General features: G+C 70.1%; 15 protein-coding genes and 1 pseudogene. 4 read left to right on the top strand and 12 right to left on the bottom strand.

Annotation, left to right across the window (positions count from 1 at the left end; genetic code table 11):
* Window position 1 precedes the first annotated feature (1 nt).
* The 3 genes and pseudogenes from CYFUS_RS52185 to CYFUS_RS00780 all read right to left on the bottom strand — a co-directional run bounded on the left by CYFUS_RS52185 (window position 2) and on the right by CYFUS_RS00780 (window position 3,292).
* Entirely contained in the window at window positions 2–1,006 is a 1,005-nt protein-coding gene (locus tag CYFUS_RS52185) for a DUF6310 domain-containing protein (RefSeq protein ID WP_232537908.1), read from the bottom strand.
* Window positions 1,007–1,093: 87 nt separating this feature from the next.
* Window positions 1,094–2,341, bottom strand: coding sequence for an MFS transporter (locus CYFUS_RS00785; protein WP_095983464.1), 1,248 nt, complete (start codon window positions 2,339–2,341; stop codon window positions 1,094–1,096).
* Between the two features lie 106 nt (window positions 2,342–2,447).
* Window positions 2,448–3,292: pseudogene (locus tag CYFUS_RS00780) on the bottom strand (SDR family NAD(P)-dependent oxidoreductase).
* A 323-nt stretch (window positions 3,293–3,615) separates the two neighbouring features.
* On the opposite strand from CYFUS_RS00780, the gene CYFUS_RS00775 reads away from it, so the two are divergent.
* Together CYFUS_RS00775 and CYFUS_RS00765 are read left to right on the top strand one after the other, a co-directional pair.
* Window positions 3,616–4,386 (top strand): hypothetical protein, encoded by a 771-nt coding sequence (locus CYFUS_RS00775; RefSeq protein ID WP_095983463.1) that lies wholly within the window; start codon window positions 3,616–3,618, stop codon window positions 4,384–4,386.
* Window positions 4,387–4,829: 443 nt separating this feature from the next.
* Window positions 4,830–6,056, top strand: coding sequence for an oxygenase MpaB family protein (locus CYFUS_RS00765; protein ID WP_095983461.1), 1,227 nt, complete (start codon window positions 4,830–4,832; stop codon window positions 6,054–6,056).
* A 17-nt stretch (window positions 6,057–6,073) separates the two neighbouring features.
* On the opposite strand, the gene CYFUS_RS00760 is transcribed toward CYFUS_RS00765, so the two are convergent.
* The 7 genes from CYFUS_RS00760 to CYFUS_RS00730 form a co-directional block, all read right to left on the bottom strand.
* Window positions 6,074–6,922, bottom strand: a complete 849-nt coding sequence (locus CYFUS_RS00760; protein ID WP_157758149.1) for a PhoD-like phosphatase N-terminal domain-containing protein — start codon at window positions 6,920–6,922, stop codon at window positions 6,074–6,076.
* Between the two features lie 157 nt (window positions 6,923–7,079).
* Window positions 7,080–7,589: a GNAT family N-acetyltransferase gene (locus CYFUS_RS00755; RefSeq protein WP_269770195.1), complete on the bottom strand. Its 510-nt coding sequence runs from the start codon at window positions 7,587–7,589 to the stop codon at window positions 7,080–7,082.
* Between the two features lie 4 nt (window positions 7,590–7,593).
* The gene (locus tag CYFUS_RS00750; protein ID WP_095983459.1) at window positions 7,594–8,934 is read right to left on the bottom strand and encodes an ATP-binding protein; all 1,341 of its coding nucleotides are present in this window, start codon (window positions 8,932–8,934) and stop codon (window positions 7,594–7,596) included.
* On the bottom strand, window positions 8,931–10,760 hold the full coding sequence (locus CYFUS_RS00745; RefSeq protein ID WP_232537285.1) for an ATP-binding protein: 1,830 nt from the start codon (window positions 10,758–10,760) through the stop codon (window positions 8,931–8,933). Before CYFUS_RS00745 ends, CYFUS_RS00750 begins: the two co-directional genes overlap by 4 nt.
* 203 nt (window positions 10,761–10,963) lie before the next feature.
* Window positions 10,964–11,524 carry a DUF2378 family protein gene (locus CYFUS_RS00740; protein ID WP_157758148.1) on the bottom strand — a complete coding sequence of 187 codons (561 nt, stop codon included), beginning with the start codon at window positions 11,522–11,524 and terminating at the stop codon, window positions 10,964–10,966.
* A 211-nt stretch (window positions 11,525–11,735) separates the two neighbouring features.
* Window positions 11,736–12,578, bottom strand: a complete 843-nt coding sequence (locus CYFUS_RS00735) for a sterol desaturase family protein (protein WP_095983457.1) — start codon at window positions 12,576–12,578, stop codon at window positions 11,736–11,738.
* A gap of 189 nt (window positions 12,579–12,767) precedes the next feature.
* Window positions 12,768–14,024 carry a phospholipase D-like domain-containing protein gene (locus tag CYFUS_RS00730; protein ID WP_095983456.1) on the bottom strand — a complete coding sequence of 419 codons (1,257 nt, stop codon included), beginning with the start codon at window positions 14,022–14,024 and terminating at the stop codon, window positions 12,768–12,770.
* 224 nt (window positions 14,025–14,248) lie between these two features.
* On the opposite strand from CYFUS_RS00730, the gene CYFUS_RS00725 reads away from it, so the two are divergent.
* Together CYFUS_RS00725 and CYFUS_RS00720 are read left to right on the top strand one after the other, a co-directional pair.
* Window positions 14,249–14,977 (top strand): hypothetical protein, encoded by a 729-nt coding sequence (locus CYFUS_RS00725; RefSeq protein WP_095983455.1) that lies wholly within the window; start codon window positions 14,249–14,251, stop codon window positions 14,975–14,977.
* A gap of 44 nt (window positions 14,978–15,021) precedes the next feature.
* On the top strand, window positions 15,022–15,477 hold the full coding sequence (locus tag CYFUS_RS00720) for an FKBP-type peptidyl-prolyl cis-trans isomerase (RefSeq protein ID WP_095983454.1): 456 nt from the start codon (window positions 15,022–15,024) through the stop codon (window positions 15,475–15,477).
* A gap of 15 nt (window positions 15,478–15,492) precedes the next feature.
* Here CYFUS_RS00720 and CYFUS_RS00715 read toward each other — a convergent pair whose 3' ends face one another.
* Both CYFUS_RS00715 and CYFUS_RS00710 read right to left on the bottom strand, forming a co-directional pair.
* Complete coding sequence (locus CYFUS_RS00715; protein WP_095983453.1) at window positions 15,493–16,086, bottom strand: DUF2378 family protein; 594 nt, start codon at window positions 16,084–16,086, stop codon at window positions 15,493–15,495.
* Window positions 16,087–16,237: 151 nt separating this feature from the next.
* Window positions 16,238–17,569, bottom strand: a complete 1,332-nt coding sequence (locus CYFUS_RS00710) for a DUF763 domain-containing protein (protein WP_095983452.1) — start codon at window positions 17,567–17,569, stop codon at window positions 16,238–16,240.
* Window positions 17,570–17,703: the final 134 nt, after the last annotated feature.

Below are 17,703 nucleotides of genomic sequence, written 5' to 3'. Positions count from 1 at the left end.
CTCAGCACCAATCCATGACGACAACCTTGAGGGTACGGTCTAGTTTAAACAACACGGCTTTGTGCGCGGCGCTTTTGACGCCAACGATGAAGTTATACCCACACGGTCTGGCGAGCCTGTCCTCGCGTTGTAATTCCGGCAACTTCACTCTGGCAAGAAAGTCCTGGGATCGAGACGAGTGCTTGTCGAAGTCATCCGTTTTGACGTCCCACAGCGTACGCGTGGCCAGTTGCAGCGCGTCGAAGTTCTTCCCATTCACAAACACATCCCAGCCGGGGAAGCTGTTGTTCGGCATCAGGTCGGCGCATTTGTTGTGCGGGTCATTACCGCCCAAGTGTGGCACCGGGACGGGCTTGCATCTCGGGTCGTCTTCATCCACGACAGCGGACGTGAGCTGCTTCTGCTGCGAGGGCTCCCGAACCGGTGCTTTCGCCGCACGAGGCTGGGCCGCAAGCTCCACCATGAGTTGCCGCGAGGACTCCGAGACGTCCCGCAACCGTGCCTCGAACTCCCGTTGAGCGTCGACCCAAGGCGGGCGACGGTCGATCTCCGGCCCGGCGGTGCTGGAAGGATAGAGCAGGCCGAGGACCGCGAGCACCTGGCCCACTCGGGGGAGCGCTTCAGCCAACGTCCCGGTGCGTCCAGCCCACGTGAGGCCCTCGGCTCCCCTCGCCACCTCTGCGACTTGCCCGCTCGTCCTCGCGGCGCGCGCGAAGCGCTCGAAGGCCCGCTCCGCTGCGGTGAGCCTGAGATCCAACTGTTCCCACTGACGCGGCTCGATGTCTTTATGTGCCCGAGACAGCAGGGCCCTGGCCTTGTCCAGGTCCGCCTTTCCAATCCACGACCGTTCCGGTGTCGGCTCCATCGGCGCGGAAACGAGCCGGATGCGCGGGCCCGAGGTGGGAGTCGACGCGAAGGCGTGGGGCCGTGGCATCAACTGCGGGGCGGGCGCGCTCGCGCAGGCGGTGAGCAGCACCAGGAGCGCGCTCCAGGCTCGCAAGCGCATCGTCACGTCCTTTCATCAAGCGAGGGGGCAGGCTCAAGTCGGACCCATTGGGGAGTATGCCGGCATGTTGTCCTGCCGCTCCCCCTCCTATGCGCCCCGCGGGCGTCCGCGGAAGAACAGCAGGCCGGCCACCGCCACGAAGGCCAGGGCGGACACGGCGAGCGACGCATGGGTGTTGGTCACGCTCCCCAGCAGCCCCACCGTCACGCCGCTGAACGCCCGCAGGCCGGAGGCCGACATGCTGAAGAGCCCCAGCACGCGACCTCGAATGGCGTCCGGCGCATTCAGTTGCACGAGCGCCTGGGTCATGCTGCTGAAGGACAGCTCGAAGAACCCGGCCAGGAACAGCACGGTGATCGCCGCCGGATACGAGCGCATGAACGCGAACGTGAAGAGCGAGCAGCCCCAGAGCAATGCAAGCTTCATCGCGGAAGCGGCCTCTGTCGGCAGCCATGTCCCACGTGTCTCGAGCAGGATGCCCGCGAGCAGGGCACCGGCCGCATCCGCCGCCAGCAGGAGCGTATAGGCCGTGCCGGGGTCTCCATGGCCCAGATCATGGGCGAAGCCCGGCATCTGCGCATGGTAGCTGTTGCCGATGAAGAAGGAGGCCGCCCCCGCCAGCAGGATCATGGCCGCGACCATGGGCAGCTCACGCACGTCGCGGATCGTCTGGACGATGTCGGCGAGGCCCCGGACGGCCCGCTTGGGGCCCGCCGTCACCCCGCGAAAGTGCCGGCCATAGGGTGCGCTCATGAGCCAGAGCAGCAGGGGCAGATAGAACAAGACATTGACGAAGATGCCCTGGGTGGGCCCGAGCGTCTTCATGATGAGGCTGCCCACGCCGGGACCCACCAGGACCCCGAGATAACGAGCCGTCGCGTTCAGACGGACCGCGCTGGTCAGTGAGCCCGAGCCCACGATGTCGTAGAGCAACATCTGGCTGGAGGTGCTCCAGAGCACCCCCGCGCAGCCGTGAATCGTGAGGAGCACCATCGCGTGCCATAGCTGCAAGGAGTCCGTGACGAAGAAGTATCCCCATCCCACGGAGGCGGTGATGAAGAGCACCATCCCGGCCTGGATGAGGCGCCGGGAGTCGAACCGGTCATTGAGCGCCCCCACCGGCACCGAGAACAGCAGGAAGGGCAGCCAGTGGGACACCACCGCGAACCCGCCCAGCGCCGCCGAGTGGAACTTCTGGAACGCCACCCAGTAGCTGATCACGTGCTCGATGTTGTCGGCCATCATCGCCAACATGAACGTGATGAGGAAGGTCCGGTACCCAGGGATACGGAGCGCGCTCGAATCCGCAGGGGGAGAGGCCGCGACAGAGGTCATGGATGTTCACACACGGGGCTGAGGGATGCCCACCCTTCTTACATCAGGCCTCCACACGTCGAGGGAAAGAACCCGCACCTCCCCCTAGCGAGCCGCCGTGCGCCCCTCACCGCGCGTGGCCGCTCCCCATGCGCGAGCGCACCAGCTTCTCCAGCAGGCGCCCTCCCTGGGCAATGCGCTCGGGAGACAGCCGCTTGAGCCGCCACAGCCACCGGCCCAGCCGCATCGGCACCACGTAGAACTCGTCCTCCTCCACCCCGCGCACGCACGCCCGGGCGATCTCGTCCGGCCCCACCGGGGACTTGTCCACCAGCATCGTCGCCAGCTCTCGCAGCCGATGGCCCTCCCCGTCCGGCTCGACATTCCAGGCCGTCGCGATGTTCGTGCGGAAGAACGTGGGACACACCACCGACACGCCAATGCCCGCCGGCTTCAGCTCCGCCAGCAACGTCTCCGACAGCGCCACCACCGCCGCCTTGGACACGTTGTAGGGCGCCAGGAAGGGCGCCGACAACAGCCCCGCCGCCGAGGCCACGTTCAGCACGTGCCCCGAGCCCTGCCGGCGCAACAGCGGCACGAAGCTGTGGCAGCCATGGATGACGCCCCACAGGTTCACGTCCAGCACCCGCTTCCACTCCGCCAGCGACAACCGGCCCACCTCTCCCGCCACCGCCACGCCCGCGTTGTTCACCACCAGGTCCACCCCGCCCAGCACGCGCTCACACTCGCGCGCGAGCGCGTCCACCTGCTCGGGCTTCGTCACGTCGCAGGCCACCCCCCACGCCTCCCCCCCGCCTGCCCCACGCGCCGCGCCGTCTCCCGCGCCTCGGCCTCGTTCACGTCCGACACCAGCACCCGGCCCTGGCGCTGCGCCAGCGCCAGGCTCAGCGCCCGGCCCAGTCCACTGCCCGCTCCGGTGATGACCGCTCGGGGTCGTTCGGGAAGGCGCATCTCGTCGATTCCTCGCAGCGCGGGCCCCTCGCCCACGCGGGCCCAGTATGCCCCGAGCCGCCCGTTCTCCGATGGGGCCCGCCCCCGTCAGCGCTCGCCCGGCGCTGCCTCGTTCCAGCAAGCGCCAGCAAGCAAGCGACTGTCTCGAAAAACGTCGTGAAATCAGCATTTTCCGCACCAGATGCGCCCCTGTGCCCCTCAGTCGTTCGTGTCGCGAGGAGACGGGCGGCTTCCCTGGATTACTCACTTCCACACCACCGCCGCATGGTGCATTCTGATCCACCGCGCCGCCCGGTACGGGCCTCCCCATCCAGGACCGCTCCATGATTCGTCTCTCCACCCTGGTGACTGTGGTGACTCTGCTGCTGGCCCCCGCGCCCCTGTGGGCGATGGAGAGCCCCCTCGTGCCCAAGGACGCCGAGGCCCTGGCGCGGCGCCTGGGAGAGACCACGTGGGGGATGGAGGAGCTGCTCGCCGGCAAGGTGGAGCAGGTGGTGGTCACCCTGCGCGTGGAGGAGCTGGACGGGGATGGCCAGGTGAAGCACGTCCAGGAGCGGGTGGACCGCTTCCGGTTGAAGGATGGCCAGCAGCACCGGGAAATCCTCCAGGCGCGCAAGGACGGCGAGGACGCCACCGCGGCGCTGCGCAAGGACCTGGAGGAGCGCCAGCGCAAGGGACAGGGGCGCGCGGAGTTCAGCTCGGTGAACCTGCCCTTCGCCTCCGCGTCGCTGGCCCTGCACCGCTTCTCGCTCGCGGGGCCGGATCCGAAGGATCCCCAGCGGGTGCGCCTGCGCTTCGAGCCCCGGAACGACAAGGCACCCTGGGTGCACAAGGGCGAGGCGCTGGTGAACCCGAGCACCGGCCAGCTCGTGCGGCTGGACTACAGCCCGTCCATCCTCCCGGACATGGCCGAGCGCGTGGACGTGCGCATGGAGTTCCGACCGCAGCCGGGCGTGGGCCAGGTGCTCGACACGCTGCACGTGGAGGCCGAGGGCGGCTTCCTCTTCTACAAGAAGCGCCTGCGCATCACCGCGCGCTACTCCCAGCTGGTGCTGCCCAGTGGGACGACGGCGCTCGTGTCCACCTCGAATTGAGGCGGCACGGGAGCACGGCGGTCCGCCCTGAAGACTCCCATTCCATGGCACTTCGCCGGGCGGGAAGTCGCTGAATATTTGATAAAGCCATTCAAGGATGCAGACATGCCGCGCCAGCGCTCCCCGATGAGGAGCGGGGTCATCTCGCTCGGCGTCCTGACCCAGCTCTGTTCGAAATCGTGGGAACGCACCCGCCAGGCAGCCCCCCCTGGCCGCGCCGCGTGCCTGGAGGTCCCGAGAGTGGGGCTCCTCGTCGCTCTGGGTGCTCACGGGTTGATACAAACCCTCGACGGATGAGACACCCATCGACACTTCCCGCGGCGGCCACGCGGAATCCCCCACGAGCCGGCATGGGCTCACGGCACGGGCGGTAGCACCTGCGTTAAGCTGTCCTGCCGCGGGGGGGGTGCCGTTCAGCAGAGCGCCCGCGAGGAGTGATCTACATGCCGTCGAGCCTCTGGACTCACGACTTCCTGGACGCGATGCGCACGAGGACGGATCCGCTCGCCGACGGAGTCATCGAGACGCTGTTCGCGGATGGAAAGGTCGGCGCGGTCAATCACTTGATGAGCACGCTGGTGAGCAACGGCGACCTCCCCTCGAACCGGTTGCCTGTGTATGTGATGGAATACCTGCTGCGCACGAAGGCGTGCGTGCCACAACTGGACACCCACAAGCTGCGCCGGGGCCAGGAAGTCTTCGAGCGCTATGGCCCCGAGGTGATGATGATCCTCGGCTTCTACTCCCTGCCGGCGGCGTACGCGGCGCGCAAGGGCGTGCAGGTGCTCCACCGCACGGGCTCGCTGCGTCACCGTCCCGTGCGCCGCGTCTTCGAGACCGCGCAGATGGTGGTGGATGTGATGAGCCAGGGAGGCCTGGAGCCCGACGGCCGCGGGGTGCGCACCACGCAGAAGGTACGGCTGGTGCACGCGGCCATCCGCCACATGATCCGCCATGACCGGCGCAACCCCTGGGACACGGGGGAGCTGGGCGAGCCCCTCAACCAGGAGGACATGGCCGGCACGTTGATGACGTTCGCCCAGGTGGTGCTCGAGGGCCTGCGCGCGTTGCGCATCGAACTGGACTCCGCCCAGCAGGAGGCGTGGATCTACGCCTGGAGCGCCGTGGGACGCATCCTCGGCGTGGACGAGCGGCTGCTGCCCGAGGACGTGGACGAGGCGCGCCAGCTCACCCGGCTCGTGCGCGAGCGGCAGATCCAACCCTCCCCCGAGGGCATCGCCATGACGGCCGCCCTCATCGAGGGCATGAAGGAGCTGGTGCCCGACTTCCTCGAGGGACTGCCCGCGAGCATGATCCACTTCTTCCTGGATCAGGACCAATGGGGGGGCCTCAACGTGGCGGACATGCTGCACGTGCCCCGGCCCGACTGGACCGCCAGCATCGCCCAGGCCATCCCCTCCATGGAGGGGCTCACCGAGGGGCTGACCGACTGGGTGGGAGATCACACCTTCCTGCCGGCCCGGCTGCTGCGGCTGCTCAGCAAGGACATCGTCGAGGCGATGCTGCGCGCGGAAGCCCGGGGCCAGCGCACCCACTTCCACATTCCGCAGCAACTGCAGGACCGCTGGAACCTCAAGCCGGTGGGCTTCGTGCCGCCCCCGCCTCCGAGGCGGCGGACCTCGACGGACTCCACCCGCCGGGTCGCCTGAAGCCCTGGCCCCCCGGCTCAGGCCGCGAACGGCAGGCACCAGGAACGTTCGCGGCGTGAGAGCCGCGCCGCGGAGACGACGGGCCGCGCCGCCGGACGAGGCGGTCCGGCGAACACCGTCCAGGACGGGCGGATGGGCAGATAGTCGCACAGGAGGCGCCGCGAGTTGCGCTCCCACCCGGAGCCCGGCACGGCCCCCTCCCAGAGGACGAGGACCGGGTAGTGCGCGTACACCTGCCGCATCACCGGGTGGGCGCGCCAGGCACGGCACCAGTCCCGGCGCGCCCGTGCCGACAGGCCAGGGAAGGAGCAGTCCTCGAGGAACGAGTCCCCCAACAGGAGGACGAAGTCGAGATCCTCCTCGTGCCGCGACAGGTGTCGACAGGTGTCGTCGCCAAGGCCCAACAGCTCCCGATAGCCGGCCACCACGAAGTGCAAGGGTCTGTCCGAGGCGAGGGCCGGGCCCGTGCGGGTTCGACCGTGGGGAGAGCCCAGGCAGCGGCCGTCCTTCTCCAGGACGAAGCGGTAGTGGTAGCGCGTGCTCGGCGCCAGGTTCGTCACCCGCACCTTCAGGGTGTGGTCGCGCGCGGGCGTGGTGCACAACCCCGGTACCTCCAACACCCGGTGCGCGAAGTGCTCGTCCCAGGCCACCTGGAGGGTGAGCACGAGCGGGGCGCCCGGCTGCGAGGGGTCCACCGCGCGCGTCCACAACACCACGCCATCCGCGCCGGGCTCTCCCGACGCCACCGACTGGGGAAAGTACGCACTCCCGTCCTCCACGGCGCTCGGCGCGCCAGGCGCCCGGAGGCGGCCTTCCGCCGGAGCGACGAGGGTCAGGACACTCGAGTGGGACGGAAACACGGGCACGGCGACCTCCGCTTCTCGGCAGGGCCTGGAAGACCCGGGGAGGAGAACGACGGTACGCACCGCATCCACATGTCCCTCTACGACCGCGGGGCAGCCTGTCCACCACCCGCCAGCCGCCCACCGCGAAGCATCCACTTCCCGGCGGAAGGCGCCGGGCTCACGTCCCGTCCGGCGGCTCCACCTCGCGCGTCATCTCCACCATGGTGGGACGCCAGCCAAGCCGGGCGAAGAGCCGCCGCGCGGACTCGTTGCCCACCGCGGCCATCAGCATCACCCGCGGCACGCCCAGGGCTCGCAGCCGCCGCACCAGCTCCTCGGCCAGCCGCGCCCCCACCCCCGCGCCCCGCGCGGCTTCCTCCACCCACAGGTCGTGCAGCTCGCCATGCGCGTCCCGCAGGGCGTTCCAATCCCGCGACTCCGCGGTGCCATACGCGTAGCCCACGAGCTCGCCCTCCCGCTCGGCCACGAGCACCACCGCGCGCGAGCGCGCGAGCTCCCGGTTCAGCCACCACTGATAACCGGACTCCACGTCCTCTCCCGGCAACATGAAGCGCCGGGTGTCCAGGGCGTGGTGCATCCGCACGAGCCGGCCCCCCATGCGCCCGAGGGCCGGGGCATCCCCGGCCCGGGCGGGACGGATGAGCACCTCGGACGCCGCGCCAGACACCGCGCTACACCGAGGCCGAGGACGACTCGGCGGGCGCCCGGGGCAGCTTCACCCGGAAGGTGGAGCCCTTGCCCGGCGCGCTGTCCACCTCGATGGCGCCGCCCAGTCCCGAGACGATGCCGTAGCAGATGGACAGGCCCAGGCCCGTGCCCGTGCCCGGCGGCTTCGTCGTGAAGAAGGGATCGAAGATGCGGCCCAGGTGCTCCGGCGGAATGCCCACCCCGTTGTCGCGCACCTCCACCAGCACCCAGTCCTCGCGCTGGTGCGCGCTGATGCTCACCTGGGGCTCGGCGCCCTCCTTGATGGCGTAGCCGGCGTTGTTGAGCAGCCCGAGGAAGACCTGCTCCAGACCCTGCTCGCTGCCCCACACCGGGGGGATGTCCTGGAAGTCGCGAATCACCCGCGCCCGGGGCCCCAGGTTGTAGCTCGCCCCGGAGAGCGCGTGGTCGAGCACGTCGCGCAGGTCCACCTGCTTCTGCGGCTCGCCGTCCAGCCGGGAGAAGAGCCGGAAGTCATTGACGATGCGCAGGATGCGCTCGGCGCCGATGAGCGCGTCGGCGCACACGTCGCTCAACTCGCCCGCGTCCACCGGCCGTCCCCCCTTGGTGGACTCGTCCAGCTCCGAGCGCAGGAAGCCCACGCTCGCCATGATGACGCTCAAGGGGTTGTTGATTTCATGCGCCAGCCCCGCCGTCAGCCGCCCGAGGGCCTCCAGGCGCTGGGCCTGTACCAGCCGGGCCTCGAGCCGGGCGCGGTCTTCCATCTCCTTGCGCAGCCGATCATTGGCCACCGCCAGCTCGCGCGTCCACTCCTGCACCTCCTGCTTGAGGTCCTCCATGCGCTTGTGGCTCTGGCGCAGGAGGCTCCACTTCTCGCTGAGCGCGTGCGCGAGCTGACGCACCTCGATGTTGTCGAAGGGCTTGCGGAGGATCAGCAGGCGCTGGCTGATGCCCAACCGCTGCGTCATCTCCTCCCAGGAGTAGTCGGAGTAGGCCGAGCAGAGCACCACCTGCAGGTCCTCGTCCTCCTTCCACAGGCGCAGCGCCGTCTCCACGCCGTCGATGCCCGGGGGCATGCGGATGTCCACGAAGGCCAGCGCGTACGGCTTGCCCTGGGCCAGGGCGGCCTTCACCAGCCCCACGCCCTCCTCGCCCTGGTAGGCCGAGTCCACCACGAAGCCCGCGTCCACGGGCGCCGCCGCCACGTCCCCGAAGAGCGCGGCCTCCATGGCGTCCAGCGCGGCGGTGGCCGGCGGGGGGCAGAGTATCTTGCGGAAGTCCTGGTGGATGGCCTGGTTGTCGTCCACCACGAGGATACGGCGATTGGGGGTGATGGGGGCGCTCATGCCCTGCTCTCCTCTCCCGACATGGGCAGATCAATGGTGAAGGTGGCGCCCTGGCCCCGGCCCTCGCTCGAGCAGGAGAGGAACGCGTCCATCTCCCGGGCCGCCAGCGCGCTGATGTGGAGGCCAAACCCGTGGCCATCCTTCTTCGTCGTGAACCCCTGGGTGAACAAGCGCGGCGTATCCTCCGGCGCAATGCCTATCCCATTATCCGCCACCGCGATACGGACCCGCTCGGGGGGCACCCGTTCCACCCGGATGGTGAGCAGCTTGTCCGGCCGCCCGCTCTCCATCAGGGCATGGCCCGCGTTGGTCAGCAGGTTGAGGAGGATTTGCAAGAGCTTGTGTCGATCCAACCGGACCATCATCGCCTCGGTGTACTCGCGCCGCACCCCGATGCCCTGGCGCTCCAGGGACACGGCGTGCAGCCGCAGCGCGTCATCCAGCAACTCCGTCACGTCCAGGCGCTCCACCACGCCCGAGAAGTGGGCGTGCTCCTGTTGCATGCTCACCACCGACTTGATGTGCTCCACGCTCTTCTGCAGGGTGCGCACCTCGTCCAGGAACTCCTCGCGTTCCTCGGCGAGCTGACCAGCGAGCGCCCCAAGATAGCCGGGCAGCTGCCGCCCGCGCGCATCCAGGAAGAAGGCGCACAGGTCCTCCTCGTGCTCGCGCAAGAGGCCCGTGGCGCGGGTGAGGCCACCGGGCACGCGCGACTGGAGGAGCCGCTCGGCCAGCAGGTTCACCGACACGTTGACGCTGTTGAGCGCGTTGCCCACGTTGTGCAGCACCCCGGTGGCGATCTCCGCCATGCCCGCCCGCCGGGACACGTCCAGCAGGTTGCGGTGCATCTCCCCCAGGCGCGCCTCGGCCTCCTTGCGGTCGGAGATGTCGCGGCCGAACAAGGTCATCCCCACCACGCGGCCCGCGCCGTCGAGCACCGGGGTGAGCGACAGGTCCAACACGCGCGGGTGCTTGAGCGAGGAGGGCGAGGCCTCGAAGCGCACGCGCTTGCCGGAGAACACCTTCGCGCAGCACGTCTCCCAGCGCTTGCGCAGCGACTCGGGCGCGCCGGGCGGCAGCAGGGGCCTGCCCGGCTCCGGCTCTTCCCCGAGCAGCTCCCGGTACACCTCCACGAGCGCCGGGTTGGCCGCGATGAGCCGCCCCTGCACATCCACCGAGCACACGACGTCCTCGGTGTTCTCCAGCAGGCTCGTCAGCTTGCGCTCGTGGTCGCGCTGCGCCCGCAGGGCCTGCTCGAGCGCGCGGCTGGCGTGATCGCGCGCCACGATGAGCAGGCAGCACAGCGCCCACGCCCCGAACATGAAGAAGGCGGTGAAGAAGTTGCGCATCCCGAGCCCCGGCACCCGCGCGTGCACCAGCGGCACCACCACGGCCACATTCATTCCCCCCACCAGCGTGAAGAGCAGGCCCGGGCGCGGTCCCAGCAGGTAGACCGCCAGCAGGGGAATGAGCATGCAGATGGGATGCGCCCCCTCGGGCCCACCCTCCACGCTCAACGAGGTGGCCATGATGCCGCCAGTGAGCATGGTGCACAGCATCAGCGCCGCGGGACGCGTGGCGACGCCCCAGCGCAGCGTCAGCAACGAGGCCCCGTACCCCAGGCCGCACACCACCCCCATGGACACCATCCCGGGGTACGGCACGAAGGGCACGTAGAAGAGCAGGAAAAACACGTCGCACAGCAGCAGCACCCAGAGGGTCGCCACCAGCAGCCGGCCCCGATCCAACTCCTCGCTCGCACCGCCGCGCAGCCGCTCGGACAGCATCGCGTCCAGCACCGCCAGCAGCCGGACCACGAAGCCCACGCGCGCGCCCTCCCGCGGCCGCGACGTTCCGGCTCCCTGTGCTCCCAACATCCTCGTGGACATGCTCGGCATGGATTCGGGCTGCCCCGGCGCCCGCCGCCGGAGTATGCCCCAAACCCGTCAGACCTCGCAGACCGGATCAACCAGACTCCATCGCCGAAGCCGAGACCCGCTGAGTCCTCGCTCACCCATGTGGGTGGACATCACCTCGCCTCGGGCAGCTCCCACTCCACGAGGAAGCGCGCGCCCGGGCCCTCGGAAGACAGGAAGCGGGCGCGCGCCTCGCGGCCTCCGGCGAGCGCGACGAGGGCCTCGAGCATGCCCTGGTGATAGGCCGGCTGCTCCATGACCTCGTTGATCCACACCTCGCACGAGGTGGGGCCGAGCTCCTCGACGCGAGACTCCACGTAGTTGTCCGCGTTGCGCAGGGTGGGATTGAGCCGGCGCAGGAAGCGCAGCGGTCCGAGCAGGGTGGCCACGTTCACCATGGCGTTGCCCACCAGCGTGTGCACCAGGCCGTTGATGACCTCCTGGCCGAGCCGGCGCCAGGACGCCTCGGGCGGCTGACCCGGGAACAGGTCCGCGGCGGCGATGCGCAGGGCGCGCGCCCACGTCTCACTGGAATAGGCGGGCAGCAGCGGCCGGGACAGATCGATGCCCACCTGGCTCAGCGCCTGGAGCGCCGGGGCCGACAACCGGCCCCCCAACGCGCTCCGGAAGAGTCCATCCACCGTGTGCTCGAACACCCACCGCTCCCGTGCCACCGGGAGGCTTGCCTCATCCCGCGACCTCTCGAGCCCCTGCATGCCCCACCCTCTTCCCTCGGCTGGATTCCCGGGGAAGCTAGGAACGCTCCGTTGGGGCTCCAGGGAGGCCCCCCACGGTGGGGCCAGGGGCTGATGACTGCTCAACAGGGAGCAGGACCCGGAGTCCACCCCACGTTCACTCGCGGATGGCGAGGGCGGCCGAGCGCGCTCAGGGCTCCGGCTGGGGTTGGGGCTGGGGCTGGGGCTGGGGCTCCGGCGGGGCGCCATGCTGGTGGGCCCGGCGGTACTCCTCATAACCCTTGGAGTAGGTGCCGCCGAAGAGCTTGTCCAGGTAGGCGAAGAAGCCAGCGTAGTTGCCGAAGAACCGCCGGTGGTGGAAGTCGTGGTAGGCCGAGCCCTTGTAGAAGGGCACGAGCAGTCCCGGGTTCCACGGCACGTCGTAGCCGCAGTGACCATCGGCCGCCTCGAACTGCCGGAAGATGATCCACGCCCACAGCGTCACCACGTGCGCCCCCACGAGCGAGGGCCCGATGAGCACCAGCGTCGAGGTCGCCACGAACTCGACGGCGTGCATGTAATTGCCGGTGAGCGCGAAGGGGATGGTGATGCGGTGGTGCACGGAGTGGACGTGCTTGTACAGCCACGGGGTGTGGAGCGTCCGGTGCATCCAGTAATAGAGGAAGTCATCCAGGACGATGAAGAAGGCGATCTGCGCCACCATCACGTACCAGGGAGGCAGGGCCCCCATGTGGATGCCCGACACGTGGCGCGCGAAGGGCCAGGCGAGCACCAGCCCAAGGAAGGACAGCAGGCTGTTGATGGCCAGGCGGCCCAGCGAGGGCCAGAGCCAGTGCTTGATGGGGAAGTCGCGCCCCTGCACCCGGTAGCGCCGCAGGGACTCGGGGTTCTTGTAGGCCACCCACGTCCAGGGCAGCGCGAAGGCGAGGAAAGCACCCACACTCAAGAGCGTCGAACAGACGCCAACGAGGAAGAAGCGCTCGTCTTGGTACACCGCCAAGAAGCTCTTGAGAAAACCCATGGCGCCTTCCATGTCCGCCCTCCCGCGGTGAAGCGTGTATGGAAGGCGTGAATCCACCGCCTCGCCATCTCGCCCCCCGGTTGATTGACCCAGCTTAACCGGGGAACCGGCCGCGAGCGAGCCGGTGACGAGCCGGCCCGTCCGATGACACGCGAGGCCAGAAGGCCCCCGGCCGCTCGGCTCCTGGGCGGCTTCAGGGCGTCACAGGTACTCGCCGAAGAGGATCGTCACCCGCTCGGACAGACGTTTGAGCAGACCGCGGCGGCGCCAGGAATCCCAGCGGACCTCGACGGAGTGCTTCAAATCCTCCTCGAACGCCTGGGCGAGCTGCCCGGCCATCCGCGCGTCATCCACCACCAGCGAGCCCTCCTCGGCGCTCAGCGCCAGCGGATCCAGGTTCGTCGAGCCCACCATGGACAGCTCGTCGTCCACGAGCAGTGTCTTGGAATGCATCATCGACATCTCGTACTCGAAGATGCGCACCCCCTGCTCGAGCAGCCGGTCATAGATGGCGAGCTGCCCCGCGAGCACCGGGCCCACGTCGTGGTGGCGGCTGGCCGGCGTGAGCACCCGCACGTCCACCCCCGCCTTCGCCTTGGCGATGAGCATGTCCTGCATGGCGCCGGTGGGGATGAAGTAGGAGTTGGAGATCCACAGCCGCCGCTTCGCCGAGGCGATGGCGAGCAGCGTCATGCGCTCGGCGTTGGTGAGCACGGGGGCGCCGGTGTGGGTGACGAAGCCCGCGCGCGCCTGCCCGGCGGAGGGGATGGAGTCGGGAAAGGCCTCGGCCGGCAGCATGCTTCCCCCGGCCTCCTGCCAGTTCTGCGCGAAGGCCAGTTGCATGCCGCGCACCGCCGGGCCCTTCACCAGGAGGCTCGCGTCGCGCCAGTGCTCGGGCTGCCGTCCCTCGCCGAGCCACGACTTCCAGATGCCCCAGCCTCCCGTCACCCCGCTCACCCCGTCGAAGACGGCCACCTTGCGGTGCAGCCGCGACTGGAAGCGCTTGAGGTCCAACGCCGACAGGGTGCCCTGCAGGGGCCGGAAGATGCGCACCTCGCACCCGGCCGCCACCAGGTGCGGCCCCACGGTGTTCTCGAAGCGCATGCTGCCCAGGGGATCCACCAGGATGCGGCACGCCACCCCGGGCTGGCGCTCGCGCAGCGCCTGGATGATGCGGTCCGAGGGGTCTCCCGCGCGCCAGATGTAGACGAGGATGTGGATGCTCGAGCGCGCCGCGCGGATCTCCTGCTCGAGCACGTCGAACACGTGGCCGTTGTTGATGAGCTCCACCTCGTTGCCGGGCTCCAGCTCCACGCCCACCGTCTGGTACCAGGCCAGGGAGCGCCCTTCGGGCGTGACGGGGATGTCGTCGCGGATGCGCAGGGCGAGCCGGTGACCGGGCAGTGGACAACCCGCGAGGAACACGGCGAGGACGAGCAGCGGCCAACAGGTTTTCACCCGCGAAAGCTAGTCACGGCCCCGGCCCCTGGACCCCGGGACACCCCGGTGCGTCCACCCGTCGACACCTGGGCCTCCCTTCTGTCCGCTGACGAGCGCCGCGCCGCGGGCTCCGGGTGGACGGTGCGCCCACCCGGTCCCATCCCTGCCCTGGGGGCCACCCGCGTCCCCCGCGCTCCGGGAGGCCGGGCCGGGGAGCGCCTTCACACCCTCGTCTGGACACCATGAGCCGCCCTGTCTTCACACCTCTCGCCTCGCTGCTCCTCATGCTGTGCCCACTCGTCTCGTCCGCGGCGCGGGAGCCCGCCCTCGACCTCGAGGACGCGCCCACGCGGCTGGCGCTGATGCCGGAGGAAGGAGACGCGCCGCGGAACATCGAGCCGCCACTGCCCGCCCAGCGGCCCCTGGGTCGCAGGCCGGTGAACGCCTCGCCCCAGATGGCCCTGGATGCCCCGGTGCCCGCTGGCGCCTGGGCGGTGTACGGCGCCTTCACGCTGGTGCCGCTCGGGGGCCTCTATGGAGCGAGCCGGCTGGGCGGCGAGCGCCTCTGGGTGACGGCGGCGCAGACGGCGGCGGGGAGCGCGGTGGGGACACTGCCCGGCTCACTGCTCTTCCTCCAGCCCCCGGAGGCCGGCGGCCGGTGGGCGGAAGCGGACGTGGCGGCGTTCGGCGCGGGGCTGGTGCTCACCCCTCCCCTGGCGGCCCTGGGCACCTGGGGCGTGGGCGAGCTCGCCGGCGGGGGCGGTCAGGGCCGGGCCTTCCTCGGCGCCCTGGGCGGCGCGGCCGTGGGCACGCTGCTCGGCGTGGCCCTGCATGGCGTGATGGAGGAAGTGGTGGGCAACCGCGACGCGCTCGGGTCCTTCCGAAAGGCCATCGCGCTGGGCTTCATCGGCTCGGGCGCCACCGTGGGCTACCAATGGGCCGCGGGGGGCCCGCGCGCCCGGCGCCGCTGATAGGGTGGCGCCCGCTTCTGCTCCGCCCAGGAAGGTCCCCGTCCATGACGCGTCCGTCCCCCCTGCTCTCCCTCTGTCTCCTGCTCACCGTGGCCGCGTGCGGCTCGGAATCGGGAGACCCCACCAAGGTCACCTACGCGCCCGCGCTGGGCGTGGACCTGACCGCCATGAACCGCAGCGAGTCCGGCCTCTACACGCAGGACCAGGTGGTGGGCACCGGCATCGAGGCCACCAACGGCCGCCTCCTGCAGGTGAACTACTCCGGCTGGCTGCCCGACGGCACGCTCTTCGACACCAGCCAGGGCCGCACCCCCTTCTCCTTCACGCTCGGCCAGGGCCGGGTCATCCGGGGGTGGGACGAGGGCCTCGTGGGCATGAAGGTGGGCGGCAAGCGCCGGCTCATCATCCCCTCCGACCTGGCCTACGGCGAGCAGGGCAACTACGCCATCCCGCCCTACTCCGTGCTCATCTTCGACGTGGAGCTGCTCTCGGCGCGCTGAGCACTCCGGCCCGCCTCAGGCGGGAGGGCCGCCCGCGTGGGCTCGGGGGGCGGCCCCCTTCTGCGCCCACGTGGCCCGGAACGTCACGCCCCGGGCGTCCGTGTGGAGGATGCCCACCTGGGGCAGCTCGGCGCCGCCCATGCGCATGCCCGCCATCACCAGGCCCGCGGTGAAGTGGCGCAGCACCTCGTGCGTCTCGTTGAACCACAGGTCCATCTCCGTCTCGGAGACGTCGGTGAACTGGACCTCGGTGTAGTTGTTGCCCGAGCGGAAGCTGCGCTTGGCACGCTGCAACATGCGCCGGGGCCCGAGCAGCCGCAGCGAGGCGAACATGGCGCGGCCGATCATCGTCTCCTGGTAGCCGTCGATCATCCGCTCGCCGAGCTTGTGCCACGCCACCGACGGCAGCTCGTTCGGGAAGACCACGGGGGCGCTCAGCGTGATGCACTGGCTCCACGTCTCCACGGAGTAGGCGGGCAACAGGGGCTTGTCCAGGTCCACCCCCGCCGCGCGCAGCTTCTCCTTGAGTGACGCGGGCACACCCTGGGGGAAGGCACGAGAGAACAGTCCCTGGACGGTGTGGTTGAAGACGAGGGGGGTATCCAACATGACACATCGCTATATCGCGCCCACCTCCATGGTGGGAAGTCGCCCTTGTCCGCTTGCACTGGGAGCACCCGTCTCCCGCTCGTACGGCGGCCGGACGGAACATCCCCTGCTCCGGGCTCGGATGCACACCTCCTCCGACATCCCGTGAACCCTATCCCGAGTGGGGGGACGGCTCACCGGAGCCCTCCTCCGACAGGCCCGGCAGCTCCAACTGGCTCCGGGACGAGCGCTGGGGCACCCGCGCCCGGCGCGTGCTGGAGGAGCGCGAGAAGCGGCGGGGCGGCGCGTCGGTGGGCAGCAGCTCCCCGGCATCCGCCCAGCCGGCCTGGACGAGCTCGTCGAAGGAGGGCCCGGTGGCCACGGCCTCGAGGCGGCGCGCCTGCCTGTCCAGCTCGCGGATCGCCTGGAGCCGCTCGTCGTTGCCGAGCCGGGCCGCGTCCACCGCCGCGCGCATCACCCGCAGCGTCTCGTCATAGACGTCCAGCCGCACCGGGAAGGGGTGCCGATCCTTGCCTCCCTGGGCGAGCGAGAAGCGCGCGGGATCCGTGAAGCGCGAGGGCGTGCCGTGGAGGACTTCCGCGGCGCTGGCGAGCGCCGCCACCGTGCGGGGGCCCACGCCGGGGGAGAGCAACAGCTCGGCGAAGTCGCGCGGGCCCTGCTCGGCCGCGGCGGCGAGCGTGCCATGCAGGCGGCGCAGGAGCACATCCTCGTGCGTCACCTCTTCGTGGGCGGGCAGTTGCAGGTGGGGCAGCACCGGGGTGGCGGGCCGGGGCGCGGGCTGGGGAAGCCGTTGCCGCAACGCCCCCGTCACCACGTCCGGCCCCTGGGACACCAGCTCCACCAGCGCGGCGCGCGTGCGCGAGGCGCGCTTGTCCGTGAGGTTGACGATGACGCCCTGGGACGGCCCGTCGATGGCGGCATGGGGCTCCTCCACGAAGCTGGTGAGGCCCTCGGACAACCAGTGGTAGCGCCGGGCCTGCCGGGCCTCCGGGTTCATCCCCTGCTGCACCACCGCCCACGCGTTGTCGTCCGCGAGGATGAGGCTGTGGGAGTACAGCTCGAACCCATCCTGCACCGCGGCGCTGTCCACGCGGGCGGTGAGACGGCTGGCGCGCAGGAGCGTGGGGGCATCGATGCCCACCCGGTCGCCGATGAAGCTCAGCTCCTCGGGCACGCGGCGCGCCTGCACGCCCTTGCCACCCACGACGTACAACCCGAGCTGGCGCCCGCCCGGGGTGAGCCCCCGCTTGAGCGCGCCGAGCACCGTGGTGGTGACGCCCGAGGAGTGCCAGTCCATGCCCATGACGGCCCCGAGCGACTGGAACCAGAAGGGGTGCGCGAGCCGGCGCAGCACCTCGTGACGGCCATGGTGCAGCACGAGCGCCTCCACGAGCACGCGGCTCATGCGCGCCATGCGCTCGGCGAGCCAGTCCGGCACCCGGCCCGAGTGCAGCGGGAGGTCCGCGCTACCGGTGCGCGCCATGGGCCACTCCCAGGCAGACGTCCGAGGAGACGTCCAAGAGAACTCCAAAAGTCACATACTGGAGTCAACCTCGTGCCTCGGGTCCTTGTTCTCCGCAGGCCACCACCCGCCCCTGGGCCGGCCGCCCCCCGGAC

This window comes from Cystobacter fuscus (assembly GCF_002305875.1).
Classification (GTDB): Bacteria; Myxococcota; Myxococcia; order Myxococcales; family Myxococcaceae; genus Cystobacter; species Cystobacter fuscus_A.
This window is presented reverse-complemented; position numbering and strand designations above follow the sequence as displayed.